Genomic DNA, 26,143 nt, shown 5'->3' with positions numbered 1-26,143 from the left:
CTCGGGGTCCCGCACCGCCATGGGCCGCTAGACCCGGTAACCGGCGGGCATCTTCGGCATGATGGCCTGCGCCTGCAGACGCACCATCTCGGCCAGCGCCGCCTCGCCCGGACAGGATGGGATCGACGCGATCGCTCCTGCCAGGATGTCCTTCAGCCGCGCGACCGCGCCCTCGACCCCATAGGCCGCCACCGCGTTGGGCCTTCCGTGCAGGTCATCCTGCCCCACGGGCTTGCCCAGGCTTTTCTCGTCCAGAACCGCGTCGCGCAGATCGTCTGCCACTTGGAATGCCTCACCGATCAACGCCCCAAGGTCACCCCACGGCTCCGCATCATGGCCGGCGGAAACCGCCCCCATTTCCGTCGCCGCGATGAACAACGCCGCTGTCTTCGAGCGGTGATAGGCCTCCAGGTCCACCTCCGGCTCGCTTTCCCAGCCCTGGCCCGCGCAGATGCCGCCGGGCATCCCGGTGCGCCTTGCCAACGTCTGTATCAGGCGCACACCGCGCAATGGCTCCGCCTCGGCCGCGCGAGCCAGTACGTCGAAGGCCAGGATGATCAGGCTGTCGCCGGTCAGCACGGCCAGCGGCTGAGAATGGGCCTTGTGCACCGACGGCTTGCCGCGCCGCAGGTCGGCATCGTCGAAACAGGGCAGATCGTCATGCACCAGGCTGGCGCAATGGATCACCTCCAGTGCCGCCGCCGCCGCATCGCTGAGCGCGGGCGCATCGTCGCCACAGGCCTGCGCCACCGACATCAGGATCGTCGGCCGTATGCGCGCCCCGCCCGGCAGGCAAGCATATCTCAACGCCTCGCCGAGCTGCGCCGGAGCCTCCTTCCCCTGCGTCATGTCCAGCGCGCGCAGAACGGCGGCGTCAATTCGCTGCGAGAGGGGCATGGGTCGCTCCTTGTCAAGCCATATGTCACATCATAACGACATATATTATGTAAACTATACTGGACACTTTGGGGTTTCGAGTCAACAATCCCTTGCATGACAAGGTCTCGCGTTCCGGACACCAGCGCGCCCCACGCCGTCATCATCGGTGCTGGGATCGGCGGGCTTGCCACTGCCGCGCGTCTCTCGGGCGCAGGGCTGCGCGTCACCGTGTTGGAGCGCCACGGTCACCCCGGCGGCAAGATGCGCACAATGCCCTCCGCCGCCGGTCCGGTCGACGCCGGCCCGACCGTGCTGACCATGCGCCCGGTGTTCGAGGATCTCTTCGCCGCTCTCGGCACCCGGCTGACGGATCACGTCACCCTGCACCGGCAACACCTCCTCGCCCGGCATTTCTGGCCCGATGGCGGCACGCTCGATCTCTTCGACGACCCCGATGCCAACATCAAGGCCGTGGCCGCCTTCGCCGGGGCGCGCGCGGGCCGGCAGATGCGCAAATTCTCCGAGCGCGCCCGCGCCCTTTTCGAAGGTTTCGACGCCCCGGTGATGCAGTCGCCCGAACCGACGCTCGCGGCCCTCACCTCCCACGTGCTGCGCCATCCGCACCTGATCCGCCAGATGGCCCCGAACAAGACCCTCGCGCAACTTCTGGACTCCAGCTTCAGCGATCCGCGCCTCGTTCAGCTTTTCGGCCGCTACGCCACCTATGTCGGCGGCTCCCCCTACCACGTGCCCGCCCTTCTGGCGCTGATCTGGCAGGCCGAGGTTTCGGGCGTCTGGGTGGTCGAGGGCGGACTGCATCGGCTGGCGCAGGCCCTGGCCGACACCATCACGGCCCACGGCAGCGAATTCCTCTACGACACCCATGTCGACCGCATCCTCACCGAGAAAGGCCGCGCCATCGGCGTCACCCTTCAGGGCGGCGCCTTCCTGCCCGCCGACGTGGTCGTCTTCAACGGCGACCCGCGCGCGCTGGCCACCGGCGCGCTCGGTCCCGGCCTCGAGAGCGTCGCACCGCAAACCGCCGAAATCCCCCGCAGCTTCTCGGCCGAGGTCTGGGCCTTCGCGGCCAGGCCGTCCGGCCCGGACCTCGCCCATCACAACGTCTTCTTCCGCGCCGATCCCAAGCCGGAGTTCGACGCGCTGATGCAGGGCCGCCGCATCCCCGATCCCACGCTCTATGTCTGCGCCATGGATCGCGGCCTTCCCGCGGCCCCGCCAACCCTCGAACGCTTCGAGATCATCGCCAACGCCCCATCCCTGCAGGAGCCGCAAGGCCCAGAGGAGTTCACCGCATGTCAGACACGCACCTTCCGGACGCTGGCCCGTTTTGGCCTCGACTTCGATCCGCTGCCGGGGCCGGACGCGCTGACAACGCCCCCGGGCTTCGACCGACTGTTTCCCGAGAGCAGCGGATCCCTCTACGGGCAAAGCCCGCATGGCACGATGGCGGCCTTCCAGCGCCCGACGGCCCGGACGCCGGTCAAGGGCCTCTATTTGACGGGCGGCGGGGTCCATCCGGGGGCGGGGGTGCCGATGGCGGCCCTCTCCGGCAGGCATGCGGCCGAGGCGATACTGACGGACCCAACTTCAATCTCGCCGTCCCGCCCAACGGCTACGCATGGTGGTATGTCGACGGCCTGAAAGACGGCGGCGGTCGCGCCATCTCGATCATCGCCTTCATCGGCTCGGTTTTCTCGCCCTGGTACGCCTGGTCCGGGCGGCGCAACCCGGACAACCATGTCTGCATCAACGTCGCCACCTACGGCCCCGGCGGGCGCTTCACCATGACCGACCGGGGCAGCAGCGCCCTGCGCCAGACGGCGGACAGCTTTACCGTGGGACCGTCTTCGCTGCACTGGACAAACGGCCGTCTCGTCATCGACATCGACGAGATCGGCGCCCCGCCGATGATCTCCCGCGTAAGGGGTCGCGTCACCGTCACCCCCTCCGCGATGACAAATGTCGAACTATCGCTCACGCCCGACGGCGCCCATGTCTGGCGCCCCTTCGCCCCCACCGCGCGGATCGAGGTCGATCTCGACGCGCCCGGCTGGCAATGGGACGGCCACGGCTATTTCGACGCCAATTTCGGCACCCGCGCGCTGGAGCAGGACTTCACCTACTGGACCTGGGGCCGCTTCCCGACCGGGACGGGCAGCACCTGCTTCTACGACGCCACTCGCCTCGACGGCTCGCAGCTGGGCCTCGGCATCCGCTTCGATGAACAAGGCGACGCCCGGATCGTGACGCCTCCGCCGAATACCCGCATGAAGCGCACCGCCTGGGGCCTCTACCGCGAAGGCCGCGCAGACCCGGGCCACACCCCGACGCAAGTGCAACCCATGCTCGACGCGCCTTTCTACGCCCGCGCCGCCGTGCGCAGCGTGATCGACGGCGAACAGACCACCGGCGTGCACGAGGCGCTCGATCTCAAGCGGTTCCGCTCGCCATTCCTGAAACCAATGCTGGCCGTCCGCGTGCCACGCCGGACGCGCTGGCGCTTCCCCGACACCTGACGCAGTCGAAATCTTGAAAAGATTTCGGTCCGATTTCTTCTCAAGAAATCGGCACCGCTACCCGCTCCACGCCTGAAGCCCCACGGCCCCGCCGTAGATCCCCAGCATCGTCAGGCTCTCCCACCCCATGTTTGCTGGGCCCGACTCTTCGCGCAGGATGAGCCCGATCAACAGCACGGCGGTCATCGCCAGCCCGACCACGACCCAGAAAAGGTCGCCCGTGCCGATCGCATGATACAGCGATCCGTCGCGATAGCTGATGTCCGACAGGGTCAGGAACAGCACGTCGAACGTGTTGCCCCCGATGATCCCACCCACGGCCAGCTGCAACGCCCCGCGCCTTACCGCCGCCAGCGTGGTCACCAGCTCAGGCAACGACGTCACCACGGCGGTCATCAACGCGCCGACCAGCGCCGACGACAGACCCAACTGCTCTGTCAGCGCGCCCGCCGAGCGCGCAATCGCATAGCCGGCCAGCCCCAGCAGCACCATCAGCGCCGCGAACGGCACCAGAAGCGATACCGCGCTTTTCTGCGCGTCCTCATCGTCCTCGGGCTGGTCGTCACGCGTCTCCTTCGTGTCCACGGCCCGCCACATCGGGCTTTGCCGGATGCCCACGCTGGCATAGGCGCCAAACAGGTAGAGCCCCACCAGCACCACCGAGGCCGGATGCACCGACCAGAACGCCACATCGGGCATCACGAAGGCTGCCAGCGGCACCACCAGCATCAGCATCAGCAACGTGCTCTGAAACAGGTTCGCCACGTCCGCCGCGGCATGTTCAAGGTTCGCCCGGCGATAGATCAGGTCGGCAAAGGCAAGAAACGCCGTCTGCGCCGCGATACCCCCGATGCCGTTGGAAAAGGCGAGGCTTGCGCGCCCGTCCAGCGCTGACGTTATGGAAACCACCGTGCCCGACAGCGACGTCGCCGCCCCCAGCAACAGCCCGCCGGTCACGGCCTCGCCCAACCCGGTACGGTCCGCGATGCGGTCCGCCATCCCGGTCATCTTGGTCCCCGCCACAAGGATGACAAGCGCCGCCCCGGCGAAAACGATCAGGTTGGCAGTCAGGGATAAGTCACCGAGCATGACGCTTCAACCGCGTAGCTTTGCGGCAAGTTCCGTTGCCGCATGGAAATTTCAGCGCCGCGCCTCGGCCCGCACCACTTCGGGATTGAGCCGCATCACCGACAGGTTCAGCGCGCCGGCCACGCTCACCCAGGCGAGGTAAGGCACGAACATCAGCCCGGCCAGCCAATCCACCTGCCACAGCTCGATTGTGCCCCAGAACACCGCGATCCACAGGAAAACCAGCACCACCAGCCCCAGCCGGATCCGTTGCAGCCCGAAAAATACCGGCGTCCACAAAGCATTCAGCGCGATCTGCAACGCCCAAAGCGCCATCGCCACCGAGTTGTCAGGGCTCACCGCCACCCGTGCGCCCGCACCGGCGATCAGCAGGTAAAGCGTCGTCCACGCCACCGGGAACAGCCAATTAGGCGGCGTCCATGTCGGCTTGTTGAGGTCCTCATACCATTTGCCCGGCGGGAACAAAGCCCCCGTCGCACCCGCCGCAAAGCAGGCCGCAAGAAAGATTGCAAAGCAAAGCCAGATCATGATCTCGATCTAGCGTGCCTCCCCGAGACCGGCAAGGCCGGATCGTCCCGGTCCCGCGCCTTCAGCGTCGCCATGGTGGAACACAGCGCCTCGCTCCAGTTGCGCCCCGGGGCCGGTCGCTCCGCCGCCGCCTCAACCAGATAGGACACTTCGGGCAAGGGCCGCGCGTGCAGCACGGCCGAGCGCGGCATCATCATCGTGCCGCCCGCCCGCAGGCTTGCCAGTATCAGCCAGCCCAGCTTCTGCGCGCCTGTCGTGCGCGCCCGATGCGTGATCGAGTCGTGCCCCAACCGCCGCAACTGCCGCCCGATCCCGGCATAGATATACCGCGCAGCAAAAATCCCGGGCCGGGCACTCACGGGCAGCGTCGCCACCCCCGCCTCGGACCGGGCATATAGCCCTTCTGCCTCGCGCAACAGCCGCGCGATCACCCGGTGCAACGCCGGCGACATCTGCGGGTTGGCCAGAAACGCCGCCTCGTCCAACCCCTCGTCTTCCATCCAGTCGCGCGGCAGGTACAGCCGCCCTTCGCGGGCGTCCTCGCCCACGTCGCGGGCAATATTCGTCAGCTGCATCGCCACGCCGAGGTCGCAAGCTCGCGCCAGCCCGTCGGCCTCGCGCATCTCCATCAGCACGCACATCATCGCGCCCACCGCCGAGGCCACGCGCGCCGAATAGGCCCGCAACTCCGACAAGCTGTCATACCGCCGGCCCTCCGCGTCCCACGCGAGGCCCTCCAAAAGCGCCTCAGGCAATTCGCGCGGCATGTCGAACCGCGCCACCATGGCGGCAAAGGCCCGGTCCGCAGGCGCATTCCGCGGCACTCCGCGATAGGCCAGGTCCAGCCGTTCGTGCAGCCGTGCCACCGCCTCGGCCTTCTCGGAATGCAGGTCCACCGAGTCGTCCGCCAACCGGCAGAACGCGTAAAGCGCCAGCGCCGGATCGCGCACGCGCCGCGGCAACAGTTTCGAGGCCGCATGGAACGACCGCGACCCATCCCGGATCGCCTCGCGGCAATGCGCCATGTCGGCGGCTTCGGTTCGCTTCAATCTCATCTCACCCGCACCTCGTCGGCATCCGGCACCAGCTTGCCCAGCACCTCGGCACTCGACACCACGCCCGGCAGCCCCGCACCGGGATGCGTCCCCGCGCCGACAAGATAAAGCCCCGCCACTTCCTCGCTCACGTTATGCGGCCGGAACCAGGCGCTCTGAAAAATCCGCGGCTCCAGCGAAAAGCCCGCCCCATGCGGGCTCAGGTACCTGTCCCGGAACGTCTCGGGCGTGAATACTTCCGACGCGGTCAAGAGATCCCCCAGCCCCGGTAACAACTGCTCTTCCAGAACCGCCTGCACCTTTCGGCGATAGGTCTCAGCCATCGCGCCCCAGTCGACCGGATCGTCGAACCCCAGATGCGGCACCGGGCTCAGCGCATAGAACGTGTCATCCCCATCCGGCGCGGCGCTCGGGTCCGTCACCGTGGGCCGGTGCACGTAAAGGCTCATGTCCTCGGCCAGCTTGCCCTTCAGAAAGATATCCTCGACCAGCCCCTTGTAACGCGGCCCGTTCAAGATCGTGTGATGCCCCGCATCGGCCCATTTCCCGCGCGTGCCCTTCGTGCCAAAATACCACACAAACAACCCCATCGACCAGCGCGACCGCCTCAACTTGGGCGCGGTCCAGCGCCGTTTCTTCACGTTGCGCATCAGCCGGTCATAGGTGTGCCCGGCATCAGCATTCGACACGACCACATCGGCCTCGACCAGCTCGCCGCCTGTCAGGCGCACGCCCGCCGCACGGCCGTCGCGCACCACGATCTCGTCCACCTCCGCGCCCTGCCGCACCAGACCGCCCTGGTCGGCCACGACATTCGCCATGGCGCGGGCAATCGCGTCGACGCCGCCCATGGCGTAATGCACACCGAATTCCTTTTCCAGGTGACTGACAAGAATATACATCGACGTCACGTTGAACGGATCGCCCCCGATGAACAGCGGATGGAACGAAAACGCCATCCGCAGGCGTTCATCCCCGAACCGCTTCGCCGCATGGGCATAAACCGACCGATCCGCCCGCAGCAGCCCGAAGGCGGGCAAGGCGTTCAAAAGGTCCCGCAGCCGGTGCATCGGCCGCCGCCCCAGATCTTCGAACCCGAACGCATAGCGCCGTTCACTGTCCTTAAGGAACCGCTCATAGCCCTGCGCATCGCCGGGGCTCAGCCGCGCCACCTCGGCTCGCATCGCGTTGGTATCCTGACGCGCGGTAAACGTGCTGCCGTCAGGCCAGCGAATCTCATAAAACGGATCAAGCGGACGCAAATCCACGTCATCGCGAAACCGCCGCCCGCAGGCCGCCCAAAGCTCCTCGAACATCTGCGGCACCGTCACGATGGTCGGCCCCAGATCGAACCGATGATCGTTTCTCCAGATACTCGACCCGCGCCCGCCGGGGCTGTCCAGCCGGTCCAGCACCGTCACGCGATAGCCTTTCGCGCCCAGCCGCATGGCCGACGCCAGCCCGCCCAGCCCCGCGCCGATCACCACCGCGCGCGGCCTCAGCGCCCTCTCGGCCTGCTCACGAAGTGCGGGGTCAAGACGTGTCAACATACCAGAAGACTACATGTGTCAAGTTAAGTTGACAATCGCCGAGTGAAGTTCTTTTATGGGCCGGAACGCGCTGGACAACCGGACGTCGCGGTTGGCATGAATGGGACTGCCGAACCGCACGCACTGGCCGAAGGGGGACAGGGTCATCCAAATCGTCAGCCTCAGCTTTTTCCGTTTTGCACCGGGCCTCTCCAGGCTCTGGGCCTTTACCATGATGGGCCTTGCGCGTCCCGCGCTGGCCCGCGTCCCCGGCATCGGCTTCTGGAAGCTGTGCGGCTCTGGCACCGGCGAAGGCTTCACGCCGAAACCCAACACCGGCGTCTATGCCATTCTCGCCACCTGGCCCGACCTTGCCACCGCGCAGCGCCAGACCGCCGAGGCGCCGATCTTCCGCCGCTACGCCCGCCGCGCCATCGAATGCTATACTCTCTTCATGCAAGCCACCTCCGTGCGCGGCGCCTGGTCCGGCAGGACCCCTTTCGAACCCGAGGGAACGGCAGACACCGGCCCCGTCGCCGCCCTCACCCGCGCCACGATCAAGCCCCTTGTGGCGCTCAGGTTCTGGCGCCACGTGCCCGACATCAGCACCGTCATCGGCGCCGATACCAACGTTGCCTTCAAGATCGGCATCGGCGAGGTGCCGCTCCTGCACCAGGTCACCTTCTCGGTCTGGCCCGACACCGCGGGCATGGCCGCCTTCGCCCGCCACGACGGCCCCCACGCCCGCGCCATCAAGGCCGTGCGTGACGGCAACTGGTTCCGCGAAGAACTCTACGCCCGGTTCAACGTCGTCGCGGAACGCGGCACATGGCAGGGCGCCAAACCACTTCAACACCTGGGGGTCGGCGCATGAGCCTCGCCTTTCCGTTCTCCGCCATCGTCGGACAGGACACCATGAAACAGGCGCTGATCCTGACCGCCATCGACCCGGGCCTGGGCGGCGTGCTTGTCTTTGGCGACCGCGGCACAGGCAAGTCCACCGCCGTCCGCGCCCTCGCGGCCCTCCTGCCGCCCATCACCGCCGTCAAAGGCTGCCCGGTCAATTCCGAGCGCCCCGAGGACTGCCCCGACTGGGCCACCGTGCCCGACACCAACCTGGTTGAACGCCCCACCCCCGTCGTCGACCTGCCCCTGGGCGTCACCGAGGACCGCGTCACCGGCGCGCTTGACATCGAACGCGCGCTCACCAAGGGCGAGAAGGCCTTCGAGCCAGGCCTTCTCGCCCGCGCCAATCGCGGCTATCTCTATATCGACGAGGTCAACCTGCTCGAGGATCACATCGTCGATCTGTTGCTCGACGTTGCCCAGTCCGGCGTCAACGCCGTCGAGCGCGAAGGCCTCTCCATCCGCCACCCCGCCCGCTTCGTTCTGGTCGGCTCCGGCAACCCCGAAGAGGGCGAGCTGCGCCCGCAGCTTCTCGACCGTTTCGGCCTTTCTGTCGAGGTCGCCTCGCCCACCGACATCGACGAACGGATCGAGGTCGTCCGCCGCCGCGACGCCTTCGACATGGACCGCGAAAGTTTCGTCGCCACGTGGCAGCCCGAGGATGCGAAAATCCGCGACGCCATCCTCGCCGGACGCACCGCACTCCGCAAACTCGAAGCGACCGACGCCATCCTGCGCGACTGCGCGACCCTGGCCGTGGCCCTCGGCGCCGACGGCCTGCGCGGCGAGCTGACCCTGCTGCGCGCCGCCCGCGCCCTCGCCGCCTATGAAGGCGACGCCGCGATCACCCGCGATCATCTCGCCGCCGTGGCCCCCCTGGCACTCAGCCACCGCCTGCGCCGCGACCCGCTGGACGAGGCCGGCTCCACCACCCGCGTCACCCGCACCGTCGCCGAAACCTTCGGATGACCGCCGAGGCCGACACCGCCCGCACCCAGCGCGCCCTCGCGGCCCTTGCAGTTGATCCCGGCGGCCTCAAGGGCCTGACGTTCCGCGCCCGCATGGGCCCCGCCCGGCAGGCGTTTGAAACCGCTCTGCGCAAACTGCCCGGCGCCCAGCACCGCATTCACCCCGCTATCACCGACGACCAGCTTTTCGGCGGCCTCAACATCGCCGCCTCGCTGGCCGAAGGCCGCCCGGTGCGCGACGCGGGCCTCGCCGACCAGCCCTCCACTCTTACCCTTACAATGGCCGAACGCACGCCCCCCGGCCTCGCCGCCCGCCTCGCGCAGCTGCTCGACGCCGATCACGGCCACGCCCTCATCTTGCTCGACGAATCCGCCAGCGCGGACGAAGGCGCGCCGCAAACCCTGCTCGACCGCCTCGCCTTTCATATCGAGCCAACCGAGGCCGTCACCCCCGTCCGCCTGCCCGCCGCCGCCGATCTGGATGCGGCCCGCAAACGCCTGCCCCGCGTGCAAGTGCCCGACGACGCCCTGCCCCTGCTCGTCACCCTCGCCGCCCGCTTCGGCATCCACAGCCTGCGCGCGCCCAGCCTCGCCCTGCGCGCCGCCCGCGCCCTCGCCGCGCTCGACGCCGAGATGACGGTCAGCGACGCCCAGCTTCAGGAAGCCGCGGAACTGGTCTTTCCCTCCCGCGCAACGGTGATGCCTGCCGAGGCGGAAGAGGAAACACCGCCTGAGACGCCGGAACCGGACCAGTCCGATGCGTCCGACACCAACGGCGACCAATCCCTCACCGACCTGCCCGACGACATCCTCGTCTCCGCCATCGCCGCCCTGCTGCCGCCCGACATTCTCGACCGCCTCGCCGCCAAATCCACCCGCCCCGCCAATGCGGCAGGCAGCGGCGCGGGCGACGGCCGCCGCGGCAACCGTCGGGGCCGCCCCCTGCCCTCGCGCCCGGGCCGCCCCTCGGCCCAATCCCGGATCGACCCGATCGCCACGCTCCGCGCTGCCGCCCCGTGGCAGACCCTCCGCAAAACCGGACGCAACGCCGACCGCGCGCTGGTCATCCTGCCCTCGGACATCCGCATCAAACGGTTCGAGGACCGCTCCGACCGCCTGCTCATCTTCACCGTCGACGCCTCCGGCTCCGCCGCCGTCGCCCGCCTGGCCGAAGCGAAAGGCGCGGTGGAACTCATGCTGGCCCAGGCCTATGCCCGCCGCGATCAGGTCGCCCTTCTGGCCTTCCGCGGCACCGGCACCGAAACGCTCCTGCCGCCAACCCGCTCGCTGGTACAGGCCAAACGCCGCCTTGCCTCGCTGCCCGGCGGCGGCGGCACGCCCCTCGCCTCTGGCCTGATGGCCGCGGGCGACCTCGCACAGCTGGCCCGCGGCCGTGGCCTCACGCCCATGCTGGTCCTGCTGACGGACGGCCGCGCCAACATCCCGCTCTCCGGCGACCCCAACCGCGCCACCGCGAACGACGACGCCACCCGCCTCGCCGTCAGCCTGCGCGGGCAAGGCCTCTCCGGCGTGCTGGTCGACACCTCCAACCGCCCCACCGACACGGCCCGCACCATCGCCGCCGCTCTGGGCGCGCGCTATCTCGCCCTGCCCCGCGCCGACGCCCACGGAATAAGCACCGCCGTCACCTCGGCGCTCGAGGCGTAAAGCGCATGGACTGGGCCCGCGACCTGCCCGACTGGCCCCATGCCGATGCGTCGCGCCGCGTCCGCCACCGTCCGCACGACTGGCATGTGCAGGAATGGGGCACCGGCCCCACGCTCCTGCTACTGCACGGCGCGGGCGCCAGCACGCATACCTGGCGCGACCTCATTCCCCGCCTGTCTGAAAACCACCACATCATTGCCCTCGACCTGCCCGGCCACGGCTTCACCCGCGCCGGCAGCGTCTCGCGCCTCGGCCTCGCCACCACCGCCGAGGACATCGCGGCTCTGTGCGCCGATCAGAACTGGCAGCCGCAGGCGCTCATCGGCCATTCCGCCGGCGCCGCCGTGGCGCTCGACCTGGCAACACGCCTGCCCGGCACCCCCGCCGTCATCGGCCTCAATGCCGCGCTCGACCGGTTCGAAGGCATGGCGGGTTGGCTTTTTCCGATGCTGGCCAAGCTCCTCGCGCTCAACCCGCTCACCGCCATCGCCTTTTCGGCCGGTGGCGCCCGCCTGGGCCGCGCCCGCAACGTGATCCGCGCCACCGGCTCCACCCTCTCCGAAGAGGGCCTTGCCTGGTACAGCCGCCTCCTCGCCGATCGCGCGCATGTGGACAGCACGCTACAGATGATGTCCCGCTGGAGTACCGACGCCCTGCTCGACCACCTGCCCGAAATCGAAAGCCCGGTTCTTCTGGTCACCGGCGACCGAGACACCGCCGTCGCGCCCGAGGTCTCGGACCGCGCCGCCGCCCTACTGCCCAATGCCGAGCGCATCCGGCTGGACGGCCTGGGCCACCTTGCCCACGAGGAAGACCCCGACCGTCTTTGCGACGTCATGCTGGATTGGCTGCGCGGCAAATCTTTCTAGAAAAGATTTGGCAAAAGCTTTCTCAAAGCTTTTGTCCGCTCACCCTTGCCCCAGCGCCGCCCGCCCCTTCCGGCTGTACCCCCGTGTCATCCGGTCCGCGATCATCGCCAGCGTCGCCATCCCGATCCCGGCAATCATCCCCACGCCAAAGTCGCCATTGTTCAGCCCGATGTAAATCTCCTGCCCCAGATCGCTTGTCCCCACCAGCGCCGTGATCACCAGCATCGCCACCCCGAACATGATCGTCTGGTTCAGCCCCAGCAGCAGTTGCGGCAACGCCAGCGGCAACCGCACCCGCCACAGCATCTGCCACCGGCTCGACCCGCACGCCTTCGCAGCCTCGATCACCTCCGGGCTGACCCCGCGCAGCCCGTGCTCAGCATAACGGATGGCGGGCACGATGGCATAGGCCATGATCGCCAGCAGCGCCGTGAAATCCCCCAGCTTGAAGAACATCACGAAGGGGATCAGGATCACGAACAGCGGCATGGTCTGCAACGTGTCGCTGATCGGGCGCAGAAAGGCCGATACCGCGTCATTCTCCGACGCGATCACCCCCAGCGTCGTGCCGATCAGGAACGACAGCGCCACCGCCAGCCCGCACAGGTAGAACGAAATCGTCGCCTCGGGCCAGACCCCCGCCACCATCAGGAAGGCCAGGCCAACGCCCGTGCCAATCGCCAGGCGTCGCCCGCCCGCCTGCCACGCCAGCAACACCATCACGCCGGCAATCGACAGCCACGGCAGCCCCGTGATCCCGAAATACAGCAGGATTGCCAACAGCGCGACACCGATGGCCGCCCGCACCCGGCGCCGCAGCAACAGCCACCCGGCCAGCGCCGCCATCGCCACGGCGTACCCGATCTTCATCGGCATGGTGAACTCGAACCCCCAGGAAAACGGGCTGATCGTCTGCTCCAGCCCCATCTTCACCGGCAGCATCAGGTAAAACAGCGCCGTCGTCTTGATCGCCTTGATCGCGCCCGCGTATTCTACCAGCAGCCAGTTGAACGCATCGTTCATCGCGTCCGCCGGATAGAATTCCCAGGCCCGCGGATACTCCTGCAGGAACGGAAACACCCGCGCCAGAACCAGCATCACGCCCGTGAACACCGCCGCCACGATCCAGTACCGATAGCGCGCGACGAAACTCTCGTCCTCGCCTGCGTCCGGCGACCGCCCCATCGCGGCCCGCGCCGTGATCCGGTCCATCACCATCGCCATCAGCGCGATCACCACGCCCGCCAGTATCGCCTCGGCCACGTTCGCCTTGCGGATATGGGTCAGCACTTCCCAGCCGATATCGGACGTGCCGCCGATAATGGACGCGATGATGATCATCGAAAACGCGGCCAGCATGGTCTGGTTCACCCCCAGCAGGATCTGGCGCAGCGCGCTCGGCACCCGCACGCGCCAGAACATCTGGCCCGCCGTGGCCCCCGCCATCATGCCCGCTTCGATTACCTCCTCATCGACGCGGGCCAGCCCCAGCGTGGTGTTCCGCACCATCGGCGGCACCGCGTAAAGCACCGAGGCGATCAGCCCCACCACCGGCCCGAAGCCAAAGAGCAACAGGATCGGCAACAGGTAGGCAAAGACCGGGATCGTCTGCAACGTGTCCATCGTGGGCGTGATCACCCGCTCGGCCTGGTCGGAATAGAACGCCCAGGTCCCCACGCAGAACCCGATCGCCACCGCTAGCGGCACCGACACCATCACCAGCGCCAGCGAATTCATCGACTCGGTCCAGTAGCCGATGACGACCATGTAGAACATCGCCAGAAACGTGAACACCGCCAGCTTGCAGCCAGACACCGCGAAGGACGCGATCACCAGCAGACCCACGGTCAGCGCCCAGGGCATCCAATGCAAAAACTCCCGCACCCAGGACATCGGGTAATCCATCAGGTCCGAGAACGCGCGAAACGCCGGCCCCGCTGTGTCTACCACCCAGTCCATGCCGGTGTTCAGCCAGTCGGTCATCGGCCATTCCCACGCCTCGGGAAACTCCATCAGCCAGCCCAGCCGGTCACGAAAGCCCAGCGCCACCAGCGTCAGCCCGATCAACGCGAACCACGCCCAATGCGTGCGGTCCCCGCTCATGCCGGGGCTTCCTCCTGTTCGGACAATCGCGCCAGCGCCCGGACCACGCTTTGCGCCGTCACCACGCCCGTCACCGTGCCGCCCTGCTCCACCGCCAGCCCCTCGGGATGCGCCGACAGCATCGGCAACAGCGCCTCGACCGACACGTCGCCCGAAACCCGCTCGCGCCCTTCGGCGGATCCGGCCTCGGGGTCCGTCACCTCGTGGGCGCGCAGCACGCGCACCATGGGCACGTCATTGGTGAACTCGGCCACGTAATCGTCCGCCGGATTGGTGATCAGCTCGGCCGGCGTGCCGGTCTGCACCACGCGCCCGCCGCGCATGATCATCATCCGGTCCGCCACGCGCAGCGCCTCAAGAAAGTCATGCGTGATGAACACGATCGACTTTTGCAGATCGTTCTGGATGCGCAGGAACTCGTCCTGCATCTGCCGCCGGATCAGCGGATCCAGCGCCGAAAACGGCTCGTCCAGCAGCCACAGATCCGGGTCCACGGCCAGCGACCGGGCGATGCCGACCCGCTGCTGCTGTCCCCCAGACAACTGGTGCGGATAGCTTTTTTCGCGCCCTTCCAGCCCCACAAGCTCGATCACCTTGCCCACCCTCTCGCGGGTATGGTCCTGCGCCGCGCCCTGCAGGCTCAGCGGAAAGGCGATGTTCTCCCACACGCTCAGATGCGGCATCAGGCCGAAATTCTGGAACACCATGCCGATCTGGTGGCGGCGCACCTCGATCATCTCCTTGTCGGATTTCGCCCGCAGATCCTCGCCGTCCAACAGGATCTCGCCATGCGTCGGCTCCACCAGCCGCGACAGACAGCGCACCACCGTGGACTTGCCCGACCCAGACAGGCCCATGATCACGAAAATCTCGCCCACGGCCACGTCAAAGCTCACATCCGCGGCCGCCGGAATCGCGCCGTCCTCGCGGATGCGCTCGGCCAGCGCAGGTGTCTTTTCGGCAGGCTCGCCGCCCGGAAAATATTGTTCCGGTTTCTTGCCGTAGACCTTCCAGATATGACGACAGGACAGCCTCGGCTGGTCCGTCCCGGCGCCATCGCTCTCTTGCGTGTCGCTCATGCTGACCCTGCCCCCGCTGATACGAAAAGGCCGGGCGTCACGACCCCCGGCCTTTCCGATACGTCCATACGCACCTTACTGCGCAGCCTTTCCGGCCTCGACCCAGGGACCCCAGGTCTCTTCGTTGGCGTCGATCCACTCGGCCACGACCTCTTCCAGGTCACGACCTTTCTGGTCGATCTCCAGCATCAGCGCGTTCTGCACCTCGTTGTCGATCGAGATCTGCTCGAACACCGCCGCCACGCCCGGGTTCGCCTCGGCAAACTCGGCATTGATGATCTTGTCGATCGAGGCCTGCTGGAACCCGCAGGCCTTGCCCCGCTCCTGGCCCTCTTCCTCGATGCACTCGCCGTCGGCAGGGTCCCACGCGACCCATTCCATCTCCATGTCGGCAAACAGCCAATGCGGCTGCCAGAACATCATCAGGATCGGGTCCTGCGTTGCCACGGCCGATTTCAGCTCGGCGATCATCGCGCCCTCGGATCCGCCCGCGACCGGCTCGAACGGCATGTCGATCATCGCCACCACGTCCTTGGACCTTGTGCCCCAGTCGGCGGGATAGGTGATCAGACGGCCCTTGGGAAAGGTGTCCGCGGCGGCAAACGCCTGTGCACAGTCATAAAGCGCCTCGTAATCCGGCAGGCCGGGGCACTTTTCCTTCATGTAGGGCGGATAGATCCAGCCCTCCTGCGGTTGCAGGCCCAGCTGCCCCACAACGGTGATGTCGCCCGCTTCCACAGCCTTGGGATAGATGTCGCCCACGTTGTTCGTCCAGGTCTCGGGTTGCAGGTGCAGATCGCCGTTGGCGATGGCCGCGAATTGCGGCACCGCGCCCGCGGTCACGTATTCCACCTCATGCCCGGCCTTTTCCAGCAGCGTCCCGGTGATACGCGCCGAAATATGCTGCCCCGTCCATTCGTTGATCGGGATGCGCACCGTCTCGGCCTGCGCCATCCCGGCCCCGGCCAGCGACAGGCTCGCCGCCCACAAGACAGAATTCATCTTCATCGTTCTCTCCCCGTTTTTATTGATGCAGATCATGGCCGCCATCATGCGACGTCCGCACCGTGGACCCAAGCAGAAATGTTTGTTGACCGGAGAGTTAATAAAAACAAGGCTGATATCAGGCGTCCGCGGCGCGGCTGCCGATTTCATGAGCATTGTGTAAGGGAGGATGCCGTGCCGTTGAAAGTCGCTGAAAAATGGTTCCAGACCAAGGATATGGGCGATGGCGTCACCCTGATATGGGAGCCGCATGTCGCGCCATGGTTGCGCTGCAATATCTGGCATATCCACGGGCGCGACCGCGATCTCGTGATCGACACCGGCATGGGCCTGCGTCCCATGACGCACGAGCTGGCACAGCTGACCGAGCGCCCCCTCAGCGCCATCGTCACCCATACGCATTTCGACCATTCGGGCGGGTTGCACGAGTTCGACCACCGCTGCGGTCACACGGCAGAGTCCGACCTCATCGCCAACCCCACGCCGTCCAACACCTATGCCGACGCAGGCTTCGTGCGGGCCGAAACCTTCACCGCCCTGCCATACGCGGGCTTCTCCCACGAGCACTACACCGTGACACCCGCGCCGCTCTCCGCCCTCTTGGACGAAGGCGACGTGGTCGACCTTGGCGACCGCGCATTCACGGTCTTTCACCTGCCCGGCCACAGCCCCGGCTCCATCGCGCTCCACGAGTCCGCAACTGGCCTCCTCTTCAGCGGCGACGTGGTCTATGACGGCGACCTCATCGATGATATGGACCATTCCGACCCCGATGTTCTGGCCGAGTCCCACGCCCGCCTGCGCGAGCTCGATGTCACCACAGTACACGCCGGCCACTTCAAATCCTTCGGCCGCGACAAGCTGATTGAAATCCTCGACGAATACCGCGACGGTGGCCGCCGTCTGGGCGATGCCGACGCATGGCTTGCCGACATGATCGCAAGGAGCAGACCCCATTGACCAAACGCACGGCCATCATCACCGGCGGGCTGGCGGGCATCGGCCTCGCCACCGCCCGCCTGCTGCACGAGGCCGGGCATACCGTCGCCATCGGTGCCCGGCGCGGCGACGACACATCGCTTCAGGACATGGCCCGCGACACCGTCGGTGCGGATGTCTTCGTCGCCCCGCTCGACGTGCGCCAGCGCGGCTCGGTCACGGCTTTCTGCACCTCCGTCAAAAACCAGTTCGGCACGCCGCAGATCCTTGTGAACGCCGCCGGCGTCACCCGGCACCAGACGGTCTCCGAGCACGATCTCGACGCGTGGGACGACGTGATCGAGACAAACCTCACCGGCACCTTCCTGATGATCCACGCGTGTCTGCCCGACATGATGGCGTCGGGCTGGGGCCGGATCGTCAACATCGCCTCCACCGCCGCATCCTCGGCGGTCGCCGACCACCCCGCCTATTGCGCGTCCAAGTCCGGCGTGCTCGGCCTCTCCCGCGCCGTGGCTTTGGAAGGCGCCCCCCACGGCGTCACCTGCACCACGGTCAGCCCCACCTGGGTCGAAACGGAAATGCTGCGCTCATCCGCCGCAACCATAGCCACCCAGAACGGAACCACCCAGGCCGAAGAGATCGCGGCCCTGGCACGCGCCAACCCGCAAAACCGCCTCGTCCAACCGGAAGAGGTCGCCGCCATCATCGCCTTTCTCTGCTCAGATGCCGCCCCGGGCCTGACCATGGAAGACATCCAGATCAACGCCGGCGCGCACTGGTAATCAGGCCAGCCGCCGCGCCCGCCACGCCATCACCGCAGGCTCGATCAGCCCCGCCGACAGGATCAGCGGCAGGCCCACCGCTTCGCGCAGGCCGAACCGTTCCCCGGCCCAGATCGCCGCGGTGACCGTCGCCACCGCCACCTCGGTCATGAACAACAGCCCCACCAGCCCGGGGTTCAGCCGCGACGGCGCATAGATCGTGGCGAACGAGCTGGGCAGGATCAGGATCACCGCCACCGGCACAAACCACCACATCAGACCCCTGACCTCGGGCCAGTCCGGTACGGTCGCGATCTCCTGTACCGTCGCGATCCCCGCCACCAGCAGCGCCACGACCGCCCCGACAACCAGGAAATTCACCGCATGGGTCAGGATCCGCACCCGCCGTTCCGTCAGGATCAGCGTACATCCCACGGCCCAGAACATCCCCGAGATCAGCCCGAACCAGTCGCCCGCGTTGCGCGGCAGCGGCAGCCCGGTGTCATCGGCAAAGATCACCACCAGCCCGACCAGCCCCACGAAGATCGACAGCCACCGGAACCACGTCATCCGGTCGCCCAGGAAGATCCAGCCCAGCAGGAACCCCCAGATCGGCGTCATGTAGAACAAGAGCACCGCGCGCACCACGTCGGTATAAAGCAGTCCCGCCGCGTACAGTGCAAAGGCAACCCCGGCCAGAACACCCCCCAGAAGCGGCCGCAGCCCTTGCGCATAATCCGCCCGCAAGATCCATACCGCCGGCACGCTCAGCAGCGCGGGCAGCGTCAGGAACACCACCATCGCCCAGGGCGCATCCAGCCCCGCCTGCTCGATCATCCGCAACGGCAGCCAGAAAATGCCCCAGCACACCCCCGCGAAAAGCCCGGTCAGAACCGCCCTGCTGTTGCCGTCGGCCAAGGCGCATCTCCTTTGTTTCGTGTTTCAGTCACCAGTCAGGCATCATCAAAGTACAAAGGCAAGGCACAGCGGCCCAGCCTCCGCGTTTCAGATGTCTTCTGCCGCGAATGACGCGTCAGGCTGCCCTGTCCGGGATATCCACCACCTTGCCGCGCGGAATCTCGCAAGCCTTGTCGTATAGCGGCGTCTCGGCCAGCGTCGCGGCATACATCTGCCCGTCATTGCCCTCGACCATCAGCTCCGTGCCCGGCCCGGCCTCGGCACTGTCCATCAGCGCATAGCCAATCCCGTGCCCAAGGTAGGGCGAGGTCGCCCCGGCGGTCACACGCCCCGCAACTTTGCCGTTCCACTCCACGCGGCCATTCACCCGCGGCTCCCCGTCAGGGCAGATGATCCCGTGCAGGCGTTGGTCCTTGTCGGCCTTCTCCAGCGCGGCCTTGCCGATGAAATCATCCTTGTCCATAGCCACGAAACCGCCCAGACCCACGTCATACGGGGTAGTGGTCTCGTCGAAATCCGAATTTGCGTTCAGGATCCCCGCCTCGATCCGCCGGATATTCATCGAATCCAGTCCGAACATCCGCATTCCATAGGGCGCGCCGGCCTTTTCCAGATGCGCCCACAGGGCGGCGGCATCGTGATGCGGCTCGGTATAGAATTCCCAGCCCAGTTCGTTGGTGTATCCCGTCCGGGTGATCAGAACGGTCTGACCGCCGAAATCCACCAAGGCGCTGCCGAAATAGCCGAACGGCTCCGGGATGCCGTCCTTCGCGGCGTCCTTCAATATCTCCATCGCCAAAGGCCCCTGGATCTGGCTCACGTTCACCTCCGGGTCCAGGATCTCCACATCCATCCCCTTTGCGTGCGCCCGCGCCCAGTTGACGAAATCCCCGTCCGCCTGCGCGTACCAGAACCGGTCCTCGGCCAGCCGCACGAACACCCCGTCCACGATCAACCCGCCATTATCGAAACAAGCGATGCCATAACCGCATCGACCGACCTTCACCTTGGAAATATTGTTGACGAACAAGAGGTTCATTAACTTTTCCGCATCCGGTCCCTTGAACTCGATCGGCCACTCGCCGGTATGCAGACACGCCGCCTTGGTGCGCAGCAGCCAATAGCCCTCGTCGGTTGGCAGATCGTCCATGTAAACGCACATGAACCGCCGGTTATAGACGCAGTAATGCGGACCGTGCTGCGCCTCGATCGCGTGATAGGCATGGCGGCGCAGGTTAAAATCCCACCCCGCGCCGGGCCGCGAGGTGATCAGGTCGCGCGTCTTCCCGTCGCTCGAAGTCATCATGGCTCTGCCTCCGGGTCCAGCCGCGCGCCCAGCGCCCCGGCCACCAGCTTCTGGAAATGGTGCACCGCGTGCTCGCTCAGCTCGGTCAGTCCCTCGTCGACAACAAAACGCCCCTGGTTGTACCCGCTCGATTTCAGCCCCTTCTGCACGCTCTCGCACAACCCAATATCCTCGGGCTGCAATACGTCCTTCTGATAGTTGATCGCATCACGCAGCTGCTGCGTGACCTCGCCGTCCTTCACGAACCAGTCCTGATACTCGACACAGTGCTCCGGCGCCGTCGGGTTCATCTGAAGCACCGACAGGTTCGCCTCGCCCGGATACGCCCAGATGGTAAAGTTGGGCCAGACGAACCAGCCCGCATACCCGAAATCCACCTCGCCCGCCTCGAACTTGTAGGCCCGCGCGTTCATCGTTCTCGGCTGGCCGGCACATTGGCTGGAATACAGCCCACAGGTGATCGTGCGATAGCTGTCCATGTCCACGAGGTCGACAAAATCATGATGCGCCGGCGCGCAGTGATAGCATTCCAGAAAGTTGTCCATCAGCACTTTCCAGTTCGCCTCGACCTCGTAGGTGTCGCGCTGCGCAAATTGCAAATCGTCGACCGACGGGACATAATGTCGGATCTCATGCTCCAATTCGCCCATTTGCTCGGCGAAAGGTATCGCGCTTTCATCCAGATTGACGAGCACCAGCCCGCAGAACACCTCCACCTTCACCGGCTTCAGCGAAAACTCCTCCTTGCGGAACCCCTCGACATTCTCGGTGTTCCGCGCCGACCGCAGGTTGCCGTCAAAGTCGAACGCCCAGGCGTGATAGGGGCAGGTGATGATGTTCTTCTTGCCGGTCCCGCTGACCAGCTCATGCCCCCGGTGCGGGCATACATTGAAGAACGCGTTCAACTCGCCGGTGCGGCTGCGCGCCACGAACACGTTCTGCTCGTGGATCTTCACCGTCAGGAACTGCCCCGGCTCCGCCACCTGGCTGACATGACCGGCATAGTACCAGGTCTTGTAGAAAATCGCGTCCTTCTCCGCCGCCCAGATATCGGGGTCGTGGTAGAACCGCGCCGGCAGGGTGTAGGAATTCTTTGGATCGGCCCGGAACGGCATGTCGCCGGGCATAAGGTTCAATGTCTGAAGGGTCATGGCGCACTCCGATCTGGCTGTTGACAGTCTCAGCCATTACCGGGGATCATGACAAACGCTCTTTTCTCATGAATTTGCCCAAGCTTGACTTATGCCAAAACCACATCTGCCACCGCTGGACCTGATGGAACCGTTCGAGGCCGCCGCACGTCTCGGCAGCTTCACCCGCGCCGCCGACGAGCTGTCCGTCACCCAATCCGCAATCTCCCAGCGTGTGCGCAAGCTCGAGGCGCTTCTCGACACGCAACTGTTCGAACGCGGCCACCGCACCATCACCCTCACCCCCGAGGGCCGCGAACTGCTGATCGGCGTCCGCGCCGCGCTTCAGCACATGGCGGCGGCCACCCGCGCCCTCAAACAGCGCGACGACCGCCCCCGCGTGCGCCTCGGCGCGGACACCTCCATGGCCCAGCTCTGGCTCACCCCGCGCCTGGCCTCCGCCCTCGCGAACAGCCCGCCGCTGATGCTCGACCTTCTCGCCTCCGACACCGAATCCGAGCTTCTGACCGCCGATATCGCCCTCCTGCACGGCGCGGGCGACTGGCCCGGCTTCACCGCCACGCGTCTCTTTGCCGACGCGGTCTTTCCGGTCTGCACCCCGGGTTTCCTCTCGCACACGCCGCTCCGCACCCCCGACGACCTGCTGTCCGCCCCGCTCATCGACCTCGACTATGTCCACTGGAACTGGATGAACTGGGGCATCTGGCTGACCGAGGCGGGGCTCGACCCCACCCGCGCCACCACGCTCATGCGTACCAACAGCTACATGGCCCAGCTGGATGCGGCCCGCGCGGGTCTGGGCGTGGCGCTGGGATGGGAGGGCCAACTGGCCGAGGACCTCACGACAGGCCGCCTCGTTCGCCCCATCGACCACGCCGTCACCACGCCCTTCGGCTACTACCTGATCCTGCGCGACACCGCCGAACCTGCCGCGCTCGAACTGGCCCAAAACCTCCTCCGGGCCGGAACCTGAACCGCCCCAGCCTATTTCACACCAAGATCTTTGCATTTCTCGCCGCCCGCATGCTCAAATCCGACGTGCGCGCCAGCACCGCCTTGGCAAGCCCCGCGCCGCCTGATTTACTGCGCGTCGACAACCAGACTCACCCAAGCCAAGAGGTCTTCCCATGCGCTACCTCGCGCCAACCACGCTGGATGACGCCATCCAGTTGCTCAGCGGCGATCCCGGCGACTGCCGCGTGCTCGCCGGCGGCACCGACCTGCTCGTCCGCCTGCGCTCCGGCGATGCCGAACCCGACAGCATCCTCGACATCAAGCGCATCGACGACCTGCGCCAGATCACGCCCGAGGATGGCGGCTGGCGCATCGGCGCCGCGGTCTCTTCCGCCGAAATGAACGAGCACAAGGACCTGAAAGCCGACTACCCCGGCGTCTGCGAGGCCGCCGACCTCATCGGCTCCACCCAGATCCAGGGCCGCTGCACGCTCGCCGGCAATCTCTGCAACGCCTCTCCCGCCGCCGACTCCGTGCCCGCGATGGTCGCCGTCCGCGCCGTGGCCCGCGTCGCAGGCCCGAACGGTACCCGCGACGTCGCGGTCGAGGATATTCCCACCGGCCCCGGAAAGACCTCTTTGGAAAAGGGCGAATTCGTCGCCTCGATCTTTCTGCCGGCCAAGCCCGACCGCTCGGGCGACGCCTACCTGCGCTTCATTCCGCGCACCGAGATGGACATCGCCGTGGTTGGCTGCGGCTTGTCGCTCACCCTCGACACGGACGGCACCTGCACCGCCGCCCGCGTCTCGCTCGGCGCGGTGGGCCCCAAGGTCATGCTGGTCGACGCCGCTGCCGAGGCCCTCATCGGCACGAAACTCGACGACGCCGCGATGGACGCACTGGCCAAGGCCTGCTCCGACGCCGCCACCCCCATCGCCGACAAGCGCGGCACGGTCGAATTCCGCACGCACGTGGCCGGCGTCCTTGCCCGCCGCGCCGCCGCCATCGCCAAGACCCGCGCAGAAGGATAACCGGACATGAGCAACATTCACGTCACCACCACCATCAACGGCGACCCCACCGAATATCTCTGTGCACCCGATGAAACCCTGCTCGATGTCCTGCGCGACCGTCTCGGCATGACCGGCTCCAAGGAAGGCTGCGGCACCGGCGATTGCGGCGCCTGCTCGGTCACCGTCAATGGCCGCCTCGTCTGTTCCTGCCTCGTGCTGGGGGCCGAGGCCGAAGGCGCCGAGATCGAGACGATCGAGGGCATGGCCGACGGCGATCAGCTGCACCCGCTGCAACAGAAGTTCATCGAACACGCCGCCTTGCAATGCGGCATCTGCACCCCGGGCATCCTCGTCGCCGCCAAGTCGCTGTTGGAGAAAAACCCCGACCCGACCGAGGAAGAAGCCCGCTACTGGCTCGCCGGCAACCTCTGCCGCTGCACGGGCTATGACAAGATCATCCGCGCCGTGCTCGACACGGCCGCCGACCTCAGAAAGGCATCCTGATGGCACTCGACAGCAAACAGGTCCTCGACACGCAAGAGTTCAAGATCGTCGGCACGCGGCCCCTGCGCCCCGACGGTATCGACAAGGTCACCGGCAAGGCCCGCTTCGGCGCCGACATCACCGCGCCGGGGATGCTGATCGGCAAGGTGCTGCGCAGCCCGCACGCCCATGCCCGGATCAAGTCCATCGACACGTCGGCGGCCGAGGCGATCGAGGGCGTCCATGCCGTCGTCACCCGCGCCGACTTCGCAAATATCGAGCCCGGCGACGATGTTTTCGACATTCTCGACAACTGCATGGCCGGGGAAAAGGCGCTCTATGACGGCCACGCCGTCGCCGCCGTCGCCGCCAGCTCGGGCCACATCGCCAAGAAGGCGCTGAAGGCGATCAAGATCGACTACGAGGTGCTGGACCACGTGACAGATGTCGACAAGGCCATCGCCGACGGCGCCCCCGTCCTGCACGAGGGCCGCGCCGACGAATCCGTGCCCGAAGGGTCCTCGCCCAACATCATGGCCCGCTACGAGTTCGGCCACGGCGACATCGACGCCGGCCTGGCGCAAGCCGACGAGGTCATCGAACGCAGCTACCGCACCGAGGCCACGCACCAGGGCTATATCGAACCCCATGCCTGCCTTGCCCAGACGAGTCAGGACGGCCAGGCCGACCTCTGGTGCTGCACCCAGGGCCATTACATGGTCCGCAACACCTGCGCCGCGATCCTCGGGCTGGACCAGGGCCAGCTGCGCGTCACCGCCTCGGAAATCGGCGGCGGCTTCGGCGGCAAGACCACCGTGTTCCTCGAACCCGTGGCGCTGATGCTGGCCAAGAAATCCTCTCGCCCCGTCAAGATGGTCATGACCCGCTCCGAGGTTCTGCGCGCCACCGGCCCTACGGCGTCTTCATCGGTCGATATCCGCATCGGCATGACCAAGGACGGCCGCATCACCGCCGGCTTCGCCGAACTGCGCTACCAGGGCGGCGCCTATCCCGGCTCGCCCGTGGAAATGGGCTCGATGTCCGCCTTCGCGCCCTATGACCTGGAAAACGTGAAAACCGTCGGCTGGGATATCGTCAGCAACCGCCCCAAACAGGCCGCCTACCGCGCCCCTGGCGCGCCTATGGCCGCCTTCGCGGTGGAATCTGCCATCGACGAACTGGCCAAGGGCCTCGGCCTCGACCCCTTGGAAGTGCGCCTGAAAAACGCCGCCCGCGAAGGCACCAAGGCGTCCTACGGCCCCACCTACCCCGCCATCGGGCTCGAGGCGACGTTGCGCACCGCCAAGGATCACCCCCACTGGACGGCGCCGTTGGGCCCCAATCAGGGCCGCGGCGTCGCCTGCGGCTTCTGGTTCAACTTCGGCGGCGACACCTGCGTGACGCTCAACATCACGCCCGACGGCACGGTGACCGTCTCCGAGGGCAATCCCGACATCGGCGGCTCCCGCGCGTCGATGTCGATGATGGCGGCCGAGGAACTGGGCATCCCCTACAACAAGGTCCGCACCATCGTGGCCGACACCGGCTCCTTGGGCCAGAACGAGGTCACCGACGGCTCTCGCGTGACCTTCGCCGTGGGCCTCGCCACCATCGAGGCCGCCCGCGCCGCCAAGCGCGAGATGTGCCGCCGCGTGGCCAAGCTCTGGGACATCGACGAGGAGGCGGTGGAATGGCGCGACGGCGCGGTGCACCCCACCGGCCACAATGCGGGCAGCCATGACCCCATGAGCCTCGCCGAGATCGCCGCCATCGCGTCGAACACCGGCGGTCCCATCGCCGGCCACCACGAGGCCAACCCCGAAGGCGCAGGCGTCTCTTTCGCCACCCACATGGTGGACACCGAGGTCGACCCCGACACCGGCGCGGTGAAGATCCTGCGCTACACGGTCTTCCAGGACGCCGGCAAGGCCGTCCACCCGGCCTATGTCGAAGGCCAGTTCCAGGGCGGCGCCACCCAGGGCATCGGCTGGGCACTGAACGAGGAATATATCTATGGGCAGGACGGCACGCTCCAGAACGCGGGCTTCCTCGACTACCGCATTCCCGTGGCCTCCGACCTGCCGATGATCGACACGGTCATCCTGGAAATCCCCAATCCCGGCCACCCCTACGGTGTGCGCGGCGTGGGCGAGACCTCCATCGTGCCGCCCCTCGCGGCCATCGCCAACGCCGTGTCCGAGGCGGCAGGCGTGCGCATGACCGACCTGCCCATGTCGCCGCCCAAGGTGCTCAAGGCGATGCACGACAAGTAATCACGGGACAGGCCCCGGACCAACTCCGGGGCCTGTCCGAAACCCGTAGGGTGGGTGAAAACCCACGCGCCTCGACCCGCGCAAAGCGGCAGGCACCACCCCATTTGCCGGCGCAAACCGCCGCCGA

At 66.8% G+C, this 26,143-nt stretch carries 23 protein-coding genes; 12 read left to right on the top strand and 11 right to left on the bottom strand.

From position 1 onward, the window contains the following. Positions 1–27: 27 nt before the first annotated feature. Positions 28–897 (bottom strand): polyprenyl synthetase family protein, encoded by an 870-nt coding sequence (locus tag FIU85_RS17095; RefSeq protein WP_152497744.1) that lies wholly within the window; start codon positions 895–897, stop codon positions 28–30. A 96-nt stretch (positions 898–993) separates the two neighbouring features. Between FIU85_RS17095 and crtD the strand changes: the two genes are divergently transcribed. Together crtD and crtC are read left to right on the top strand one after the other, a co-directional pair. Next, complete coding sequence (gene crtD / locus FIU85_RS17090; protein WP_152497743.1) at positions 994–2,541, top strand: 1-hydroxycarotenoid 3,4-desaturase CrtD; 1,548 nt, start codon at positions 994–996, stop codon at positions 2,539–2,541. After that, a complete protein-coding gene (gene crtC / locus FIU85_RS17085) occupies positions 2,538–3,416 on the top strand; it encodes a carotenoid 1,2-hydratase (protein ID WP_302849166.1) in 879 nt (292 codons plus the stop codon). Before crtD ends, crtC begins: the two co-directional genes overlap by 4 nt. Positions 3,417–3,473: 57 nt before the next feature. Here crtC and FIU85_RS17080 read toward each other — a convergent pair whose 3' ends face one another. The 4 genes from FIU85_RS17080 to FIU85_RS17065 are packed head-to-tail and all read right to left on the bottom strand — an operon-like array spanning position 3,474 to position 7,638. Continuing rightward, positions 3,474–4,505 (bottom strand): sodium:calcium antiporter, encoded by a 1,032-nt coding sequence (locus FIU85_RS17080; RefSeq protein WP_152497742.1) that lies wholly within the window; start codon positions 4,503–4,505, stop codon positions 3,474–3,476. A gap of 51 nt (positions 4,506–4,556) precedes the next feature. Then, positions 4,557–5,033 carry a TspO/MBR family protein gene (locus tag FIU85_RS17075; protein WP_152497741.1) on the bottom strand — a complete coding sequence of 159 codons (477 nt, stop codon included), beginning with the start codon at positions 5,031–5,033 and terminating at the stop codon, positions 4,557–4,559. Continuing rightward, complete coding sequence (crtB, locus tag FIU85_RS17070) at positions 5,030–6,088, bottom strand: 15-cis-phytoene synthase (protein WP_152497740.1); 1,059 nt, start codon at positions 6,086–6,088, stop codon at positions 5,030–5,032. The genes FIU85_RS17075 and crtB overlap by 4 nt, the downstream gene beginning before the upstream one ends. Beyond that, positions 6,085–7,638, bottom strand: coding sequence for a phytoene desaturase (locus FIU85_RS17065; RefSeq protein WP_152493197.1), 1,554 nt, complete (start codon positions 7,636–7,638; stop codon positions 6,085–6,087). The genes crtB and FIU85_RS17065 overlap by 4 nt, the downstream gene beginning before the upstream one ends. 100 nt (positions 7,639–7,738) lie before the next feature. On the opposite strand from FIU85_RS17065, the gene crtA reads away from it, so the two are divergent. From crtA to bchO, 4 genes are read left to right on the top strand one after another with little or no spacing between them, the layout of a single operon-like run. After that, a complete protein-coding gene (gene crtA / locus FIU85_RS17060; RefSeq protein ID WP_152493198.1) occupies positions 7,739–8,491 on the top strand; it encodes a spheroidene monooxygenase in 753 nt (250 codons plus the stop codon). Then, positions 8,488–9,492, top strand: coding sequence for a magnesium chelatase ATPase subunit I (gene bchI, locus FIU85_RS17055; RefSeq protein WP_152493199.1), 1,005 nt, complete (start codon positions 8,488–8,490; stop codon positions 9,490–9,492). Before crtA ends, bchI begins: the two co-directional genes overlap by 4 nt. After that, positions 9,489–11,159 (top strand): magnesium chelatase subunit D, encoded by a 1,671-nt coding sequence (locus tag FIU85_RS17050; RefSeq protein WP_152497739.1) that lies wholly within the window; start codon positions 9,489–9,491, stop codon positions 11,157–11,159. The genes bchI and FIU85_RS17050 overlap by 4 nt, the downstream gene beginning before the upstream one ends. Positions 11,160–11,164: 5 nt before the next feature. Further along, on the top strand, positions 11,165–12,028 hold the full coding sequence (gene bchO / locus FIU85_RS17045) for an alpha/beta fold hydrolase BchO (RefSeq protein WP_152497738.1): 864 nt from the start codon (positions 11,165–11,167) through the stop codon (positions 12,026–12,028). Between the two features lie 39 nt (positions 12,029–12,067). Here bchO and FIU85_RS17040 read toward each other — a convergent pair whose 3' ends face one another. From FIU85_RS17040 to FIU85_RS17030, 3 genes are all read right to left on the bottom strand, one after another. After that, positions 12,068–14,131 carry an ABC transporter permease subunit gene (locus FIU85_RS17040; RefSeq protein ID WP_152493202.1) on the bottom strand — a complete coding sequence of 688 codons (2,064 nt, stop codon included), beginning with the start codon at positions 14,129–14,131 and terminating at the stop codon, positions 12,068–12,070. Next, positions 14,128–15,210, bottom strand: a complete 1,083-nt coding sequence (locus FIU85_RS17035; RefSeq protein WP_152493203.1) for a glycine betaine/L-proline ABC transporter ATP-binding protein — start codon at positions 15,208–15,210, stop codon at positions 14,128–14,130. The genes FIU85_RS17040 and FIU85_RS17035 overlap by 4 nt, the downstream gene beginning before the upstream one ends. Before the next feature lie 75 nt (positions 15,211–15,285). Continuing rightward, positions 15,286–16,218: an ABC transporter substrate-binding protein gene (locus FIU85_RS17030; protein ID WP_152497737.1), complete on the bottom strand. Its 933-nt coding sequence runs from the start codon at positions 16,216–16,218 to the stop codon at positions 15,286–15,288. Between the two features lie 171 nt (positions 16,219–16,389). Between FIU85_RS17030 and FIU85_RS17025 the strand changes: the two genes are divergently transcribed. After that, positions 16,390–17,175, top strand: a complete 786-nt coding sequence (locus FIU85_RS17025; RefSeq protein ID WP_254702934.1) for an MBL fold metallo-hydrolase — start codon at positions 16,390–16,392, stop codon at positions 17,173–17,175. Further along, entirely contained in the window at positions 17,172–17,939 is a 768-nt protein-coding gene (locus FIU85_RS17020; RefSeq protein ID WP_254702933.1) for an SDR family NAD(P)-dependent oxidoreductase, read from the top strand. Before FIU85_RS17025 ends, FIU85_RS17020 begins: the two co-directional genes overlap by 4 nt. Here FIU85_RS17020 and FIU85_RS17015 read toward each other — a convergent pair whose 3' ends face one another. From FIU85_RS17015 to FIU85_RS17005, 3 genes are all read right to left on the bottom strand, one after another. Then, a complete protein-coding gene (locus FIU85_RS17015) occupies positions 17,940–18,836 on the bottom strand; it encodes a DMT family transporter (protein WP_152497734.1) in 897 nt (298 codons plus the stop codon). A 115-nt stretch (positions 18,837–18,951) separates the two neighbouring features. After that, complete coding sequence (locus FIU85_RS17010) at positions 18,952–20,142, bottom strand: aminomethyltransferase family protein (RefSeq protein WP_152497733.1); 1,191 nt, start codon at positions 20,140–20,142, stop codon at positions 18,952–18,954. Continuing rightward, positions 20,139–21,293 carry an aromatic ring-hydroxylating dioxygenase subunit alpha gene (locus tag FIU85_RS17005; RefSeq protein WP_152497732.1) on the bottom strand — a complete coding sequence of 385 codons (1,155 nt, stop codon included), beginning with the start codon at positions 21,291–21,293 and terminating at the stop codon, positions 20,139–20,141. The genes FIU85_RS17010 and FIU85_RS17005 overlap by 4 nt, the downstream gene beginning before the upstream one ends. A 91-nt stretch (positions 21,294–21,384) precedes the next feature. On the opposite strand from FIU85_RS17005, the gene FIU85_RS17000 reads away from it, so the two are divergent. The 4 genes from FIU85_RS17000 (at position 21,385) to FIU85_RS16985 (ending at position 26,016) form a co-directional block, all read left to right on the top strand. Beyond that, positions 21,385–22,266 carry a LysR substrate-binding domain-containing protein gene (locus FIU85_RS17000; RefSeq protein ID WP_152497731.1) on the top strand — a complete coding sequence of 294 codons (882 nt, stop codon included), beginning with the start codon at positions 21,385–21,387 and terminating at the stop codon, positions 22,264–22,266. Positions 22,267–22,420: 154 nt separating this feature from the next. After that, on the top strand, positions 22,421–23,278 hold the full coding sequence (locus FIU85_RS16995) for a xanthine dehydrogenase family protein subunit M (RefSeq protein ID WP_152497730.1): 858 nt from the start codon (positions 22,421–22,423) through the stop codon (positions 23,276–23,278). A 6-nt stretch (positions 23,279–23,284) separates the two neighbouring features. Further along, on the top strand, positions 23,285–23,764 hold the full coding sequence (locus FIU85_RS16990) for a (2Fe-2S)-binding protein (RefSeq protein WP_152497729.1): 480 nt from the start codon (positions 23,285–23,287) through the stop codon (positions 23,762–23,764). Beyond that, positions 23,764–26,016 carry a xanthine dehydrogenase family protein molybdopterin-binding subunit gene (locus FIU85_RS16985; RefSeq protein WP_152497728.1) on the top strand — a complete coding sequence of 751 codons (2,253 nt, stop codon included), beginning with the start codon at positions 23,764–23,766 and terminating at the stop codon, positions 26,014–26,016. The genes FIU85_RS16990 and FIU85_RS16985 overlap by 1 nt, the downstream gene beginning before the upstream one ends. Positions 26,017–26,143 lie beyond the last annotated feature (127 nt).

The sequence above is a fragment of the Roseovarius sp. THAF8 genome, assembly GCF_009363735.1.
Classification (GTDB): domain Bacteria; phylum Pseudomonadota; class Alphaproteobacteria; order Rhodobacterales; family Rhodobacteraceae; genus Roseovarius.
Note: the sequence above shows the minus strand (reverse complement) of the source record. Positions and strands in the feature narration are given on the sequence as shown.

What these genes read in the sequence shown, in the direction of transcription:
- bchI (WP_152493199.1), top strand. Translation starts at nt 8,488, where the DNA reads ATGAGCCTCGCCTTTCCGTTCTCCGCCATCGTCGGACAGGACACCATG.
- FIU85_RS16995 (WP_152497730.1), top strand. Translation starts at nt 22,421, where the DNA reads ATGCGCTACCTCGCGCCAACCACGCTGGATGACGCCATCCAGTTGCTC.
- FIU85_RS17005 (WP_152497732.1), bottom strand. Translation starts at nt 21,293, where the DNA reads ATGACCCTTCAGACATTGAACCTTATGCCCGGCGACATGCCGTTCCGG.
- crtA (WP_152493198.1), top strand. Translation starts at nt 7,739, where the DNA reads ATGGGACTGCCGAACCGCACGCACTGGCCGAAGGGGGACAGGGTCATC.
- FIU85_RS17035 (WP_152493203.1), bottom strand. Translation starts at nt 15,210, where the DNA reads ATGAGCGACACGCAAGAGAGCGATGGCGCCGGGACGGACCAGCCGAGG.
- crtB (WP_152497740.1), bottom strand. Translation starts at nt 6,088, where the DNA reads ATGAGATTGAAGCGAACCGAAGCCGCCGACATGGCGCATTGCCGCGAG.
- FIU85_RS16985 (WP_152497728.1), top strand. Translation starts at nt 23,764, where the DNA reads ATGGCACTCGACAGCAAACAGGTCCTCGACACGCAAGAGTTCAAGATC.
- FIU85_RS16990 (WP_152497729.1), top strand. Translation starts at nt 23,285, where the DNA reads ATGAGCAACATTCACGTCACCACCACCATCAACGGCGACCCCACCGAA.
- crtD (WP_152497743.1), top strand. Translation starts at nt 994, where the DNA reads ATGACAAGGTCTCGCGTTCCGGACACCAGCGCGCCCCACGCCGTCATC.
- FIU85_RS17075 (WP_152497741.1), bottom strand. Translation starts at nt 5,033, where the DNA reads ATGATCTGGCTTTGCTTTGCAATCTTTCTTGCGGCCTGCTTTGCGGCG.
- bchO (WP_152497738.1), top strand. Translation starts at nt 11,165, where the DNA reads ATGGACTGGGCCCGCGACCTGCCCGACTGGCCCCATGCCGATGCGTCG.
- FIU85_RS17065 (WP_152493197.1), bottom strand. Translation starts at nt 7,638, where the DNA reads ATGTTGACACGTCTTGACCCCGCACTTCGTGAGCAGGCCGAGAGGGCG.
- FIU85_RS17040 (WP_152493202.1), bottom strand. Translation starts at nt 14,131, where the DNA reads ATGAGCGGGGACCGCACGCATTGGGCGTGGTTCGCGTTGATCGGGCTG.
- FIU85_RS17080 (WP_152497742.1), bottom strand. Translation starts at nt 4,505, where the DNA reads ATGCTCGGTGACTTATCCCTGACTGCCAACCTGATCGTTTTCGCCGGG.
- FIU85_RS17000 (WP_152497731.1), top strand. Translation starts at nt 21,385, where the DNA reads ATGCCAAAACCACATCTGCCACCGCTGGACCTGATGGAACCGTTCGAG.
- FIU85_RS17010 (WP_152497733.1), bottom strand. Translation starts at nt 20,142, where the DNA reads ATGATGACTTCGAGCGACGGGAAGACGCGCGACCTGATCACCTCGCGG.
- FIU85_RS17095 (WP_152497744.1), bottom strand. Translation starts at nt 897, where the DNA reads ATGCCCCTCTCGCAGCGAATTGACGCCGCCGTTCTGCGCGCGCTGGAC.
- FIU85_RS17050 (WP_152497739.1), top strand. Translation starts at nt 9,489, where the DNA reads ATGACCGCCGAGGCCGACACCGCCCGCACCCAGCGCGCCCTCGCGGCC.
- FIU85_RS17030 (WP_152497737.1), bottom strand. Translation starts at nt 16,218, where the DNA reads ATGAAGATGAATTCTGTCTTGTGGGCGGCGAGCCTGTCGCTGGCCGGG.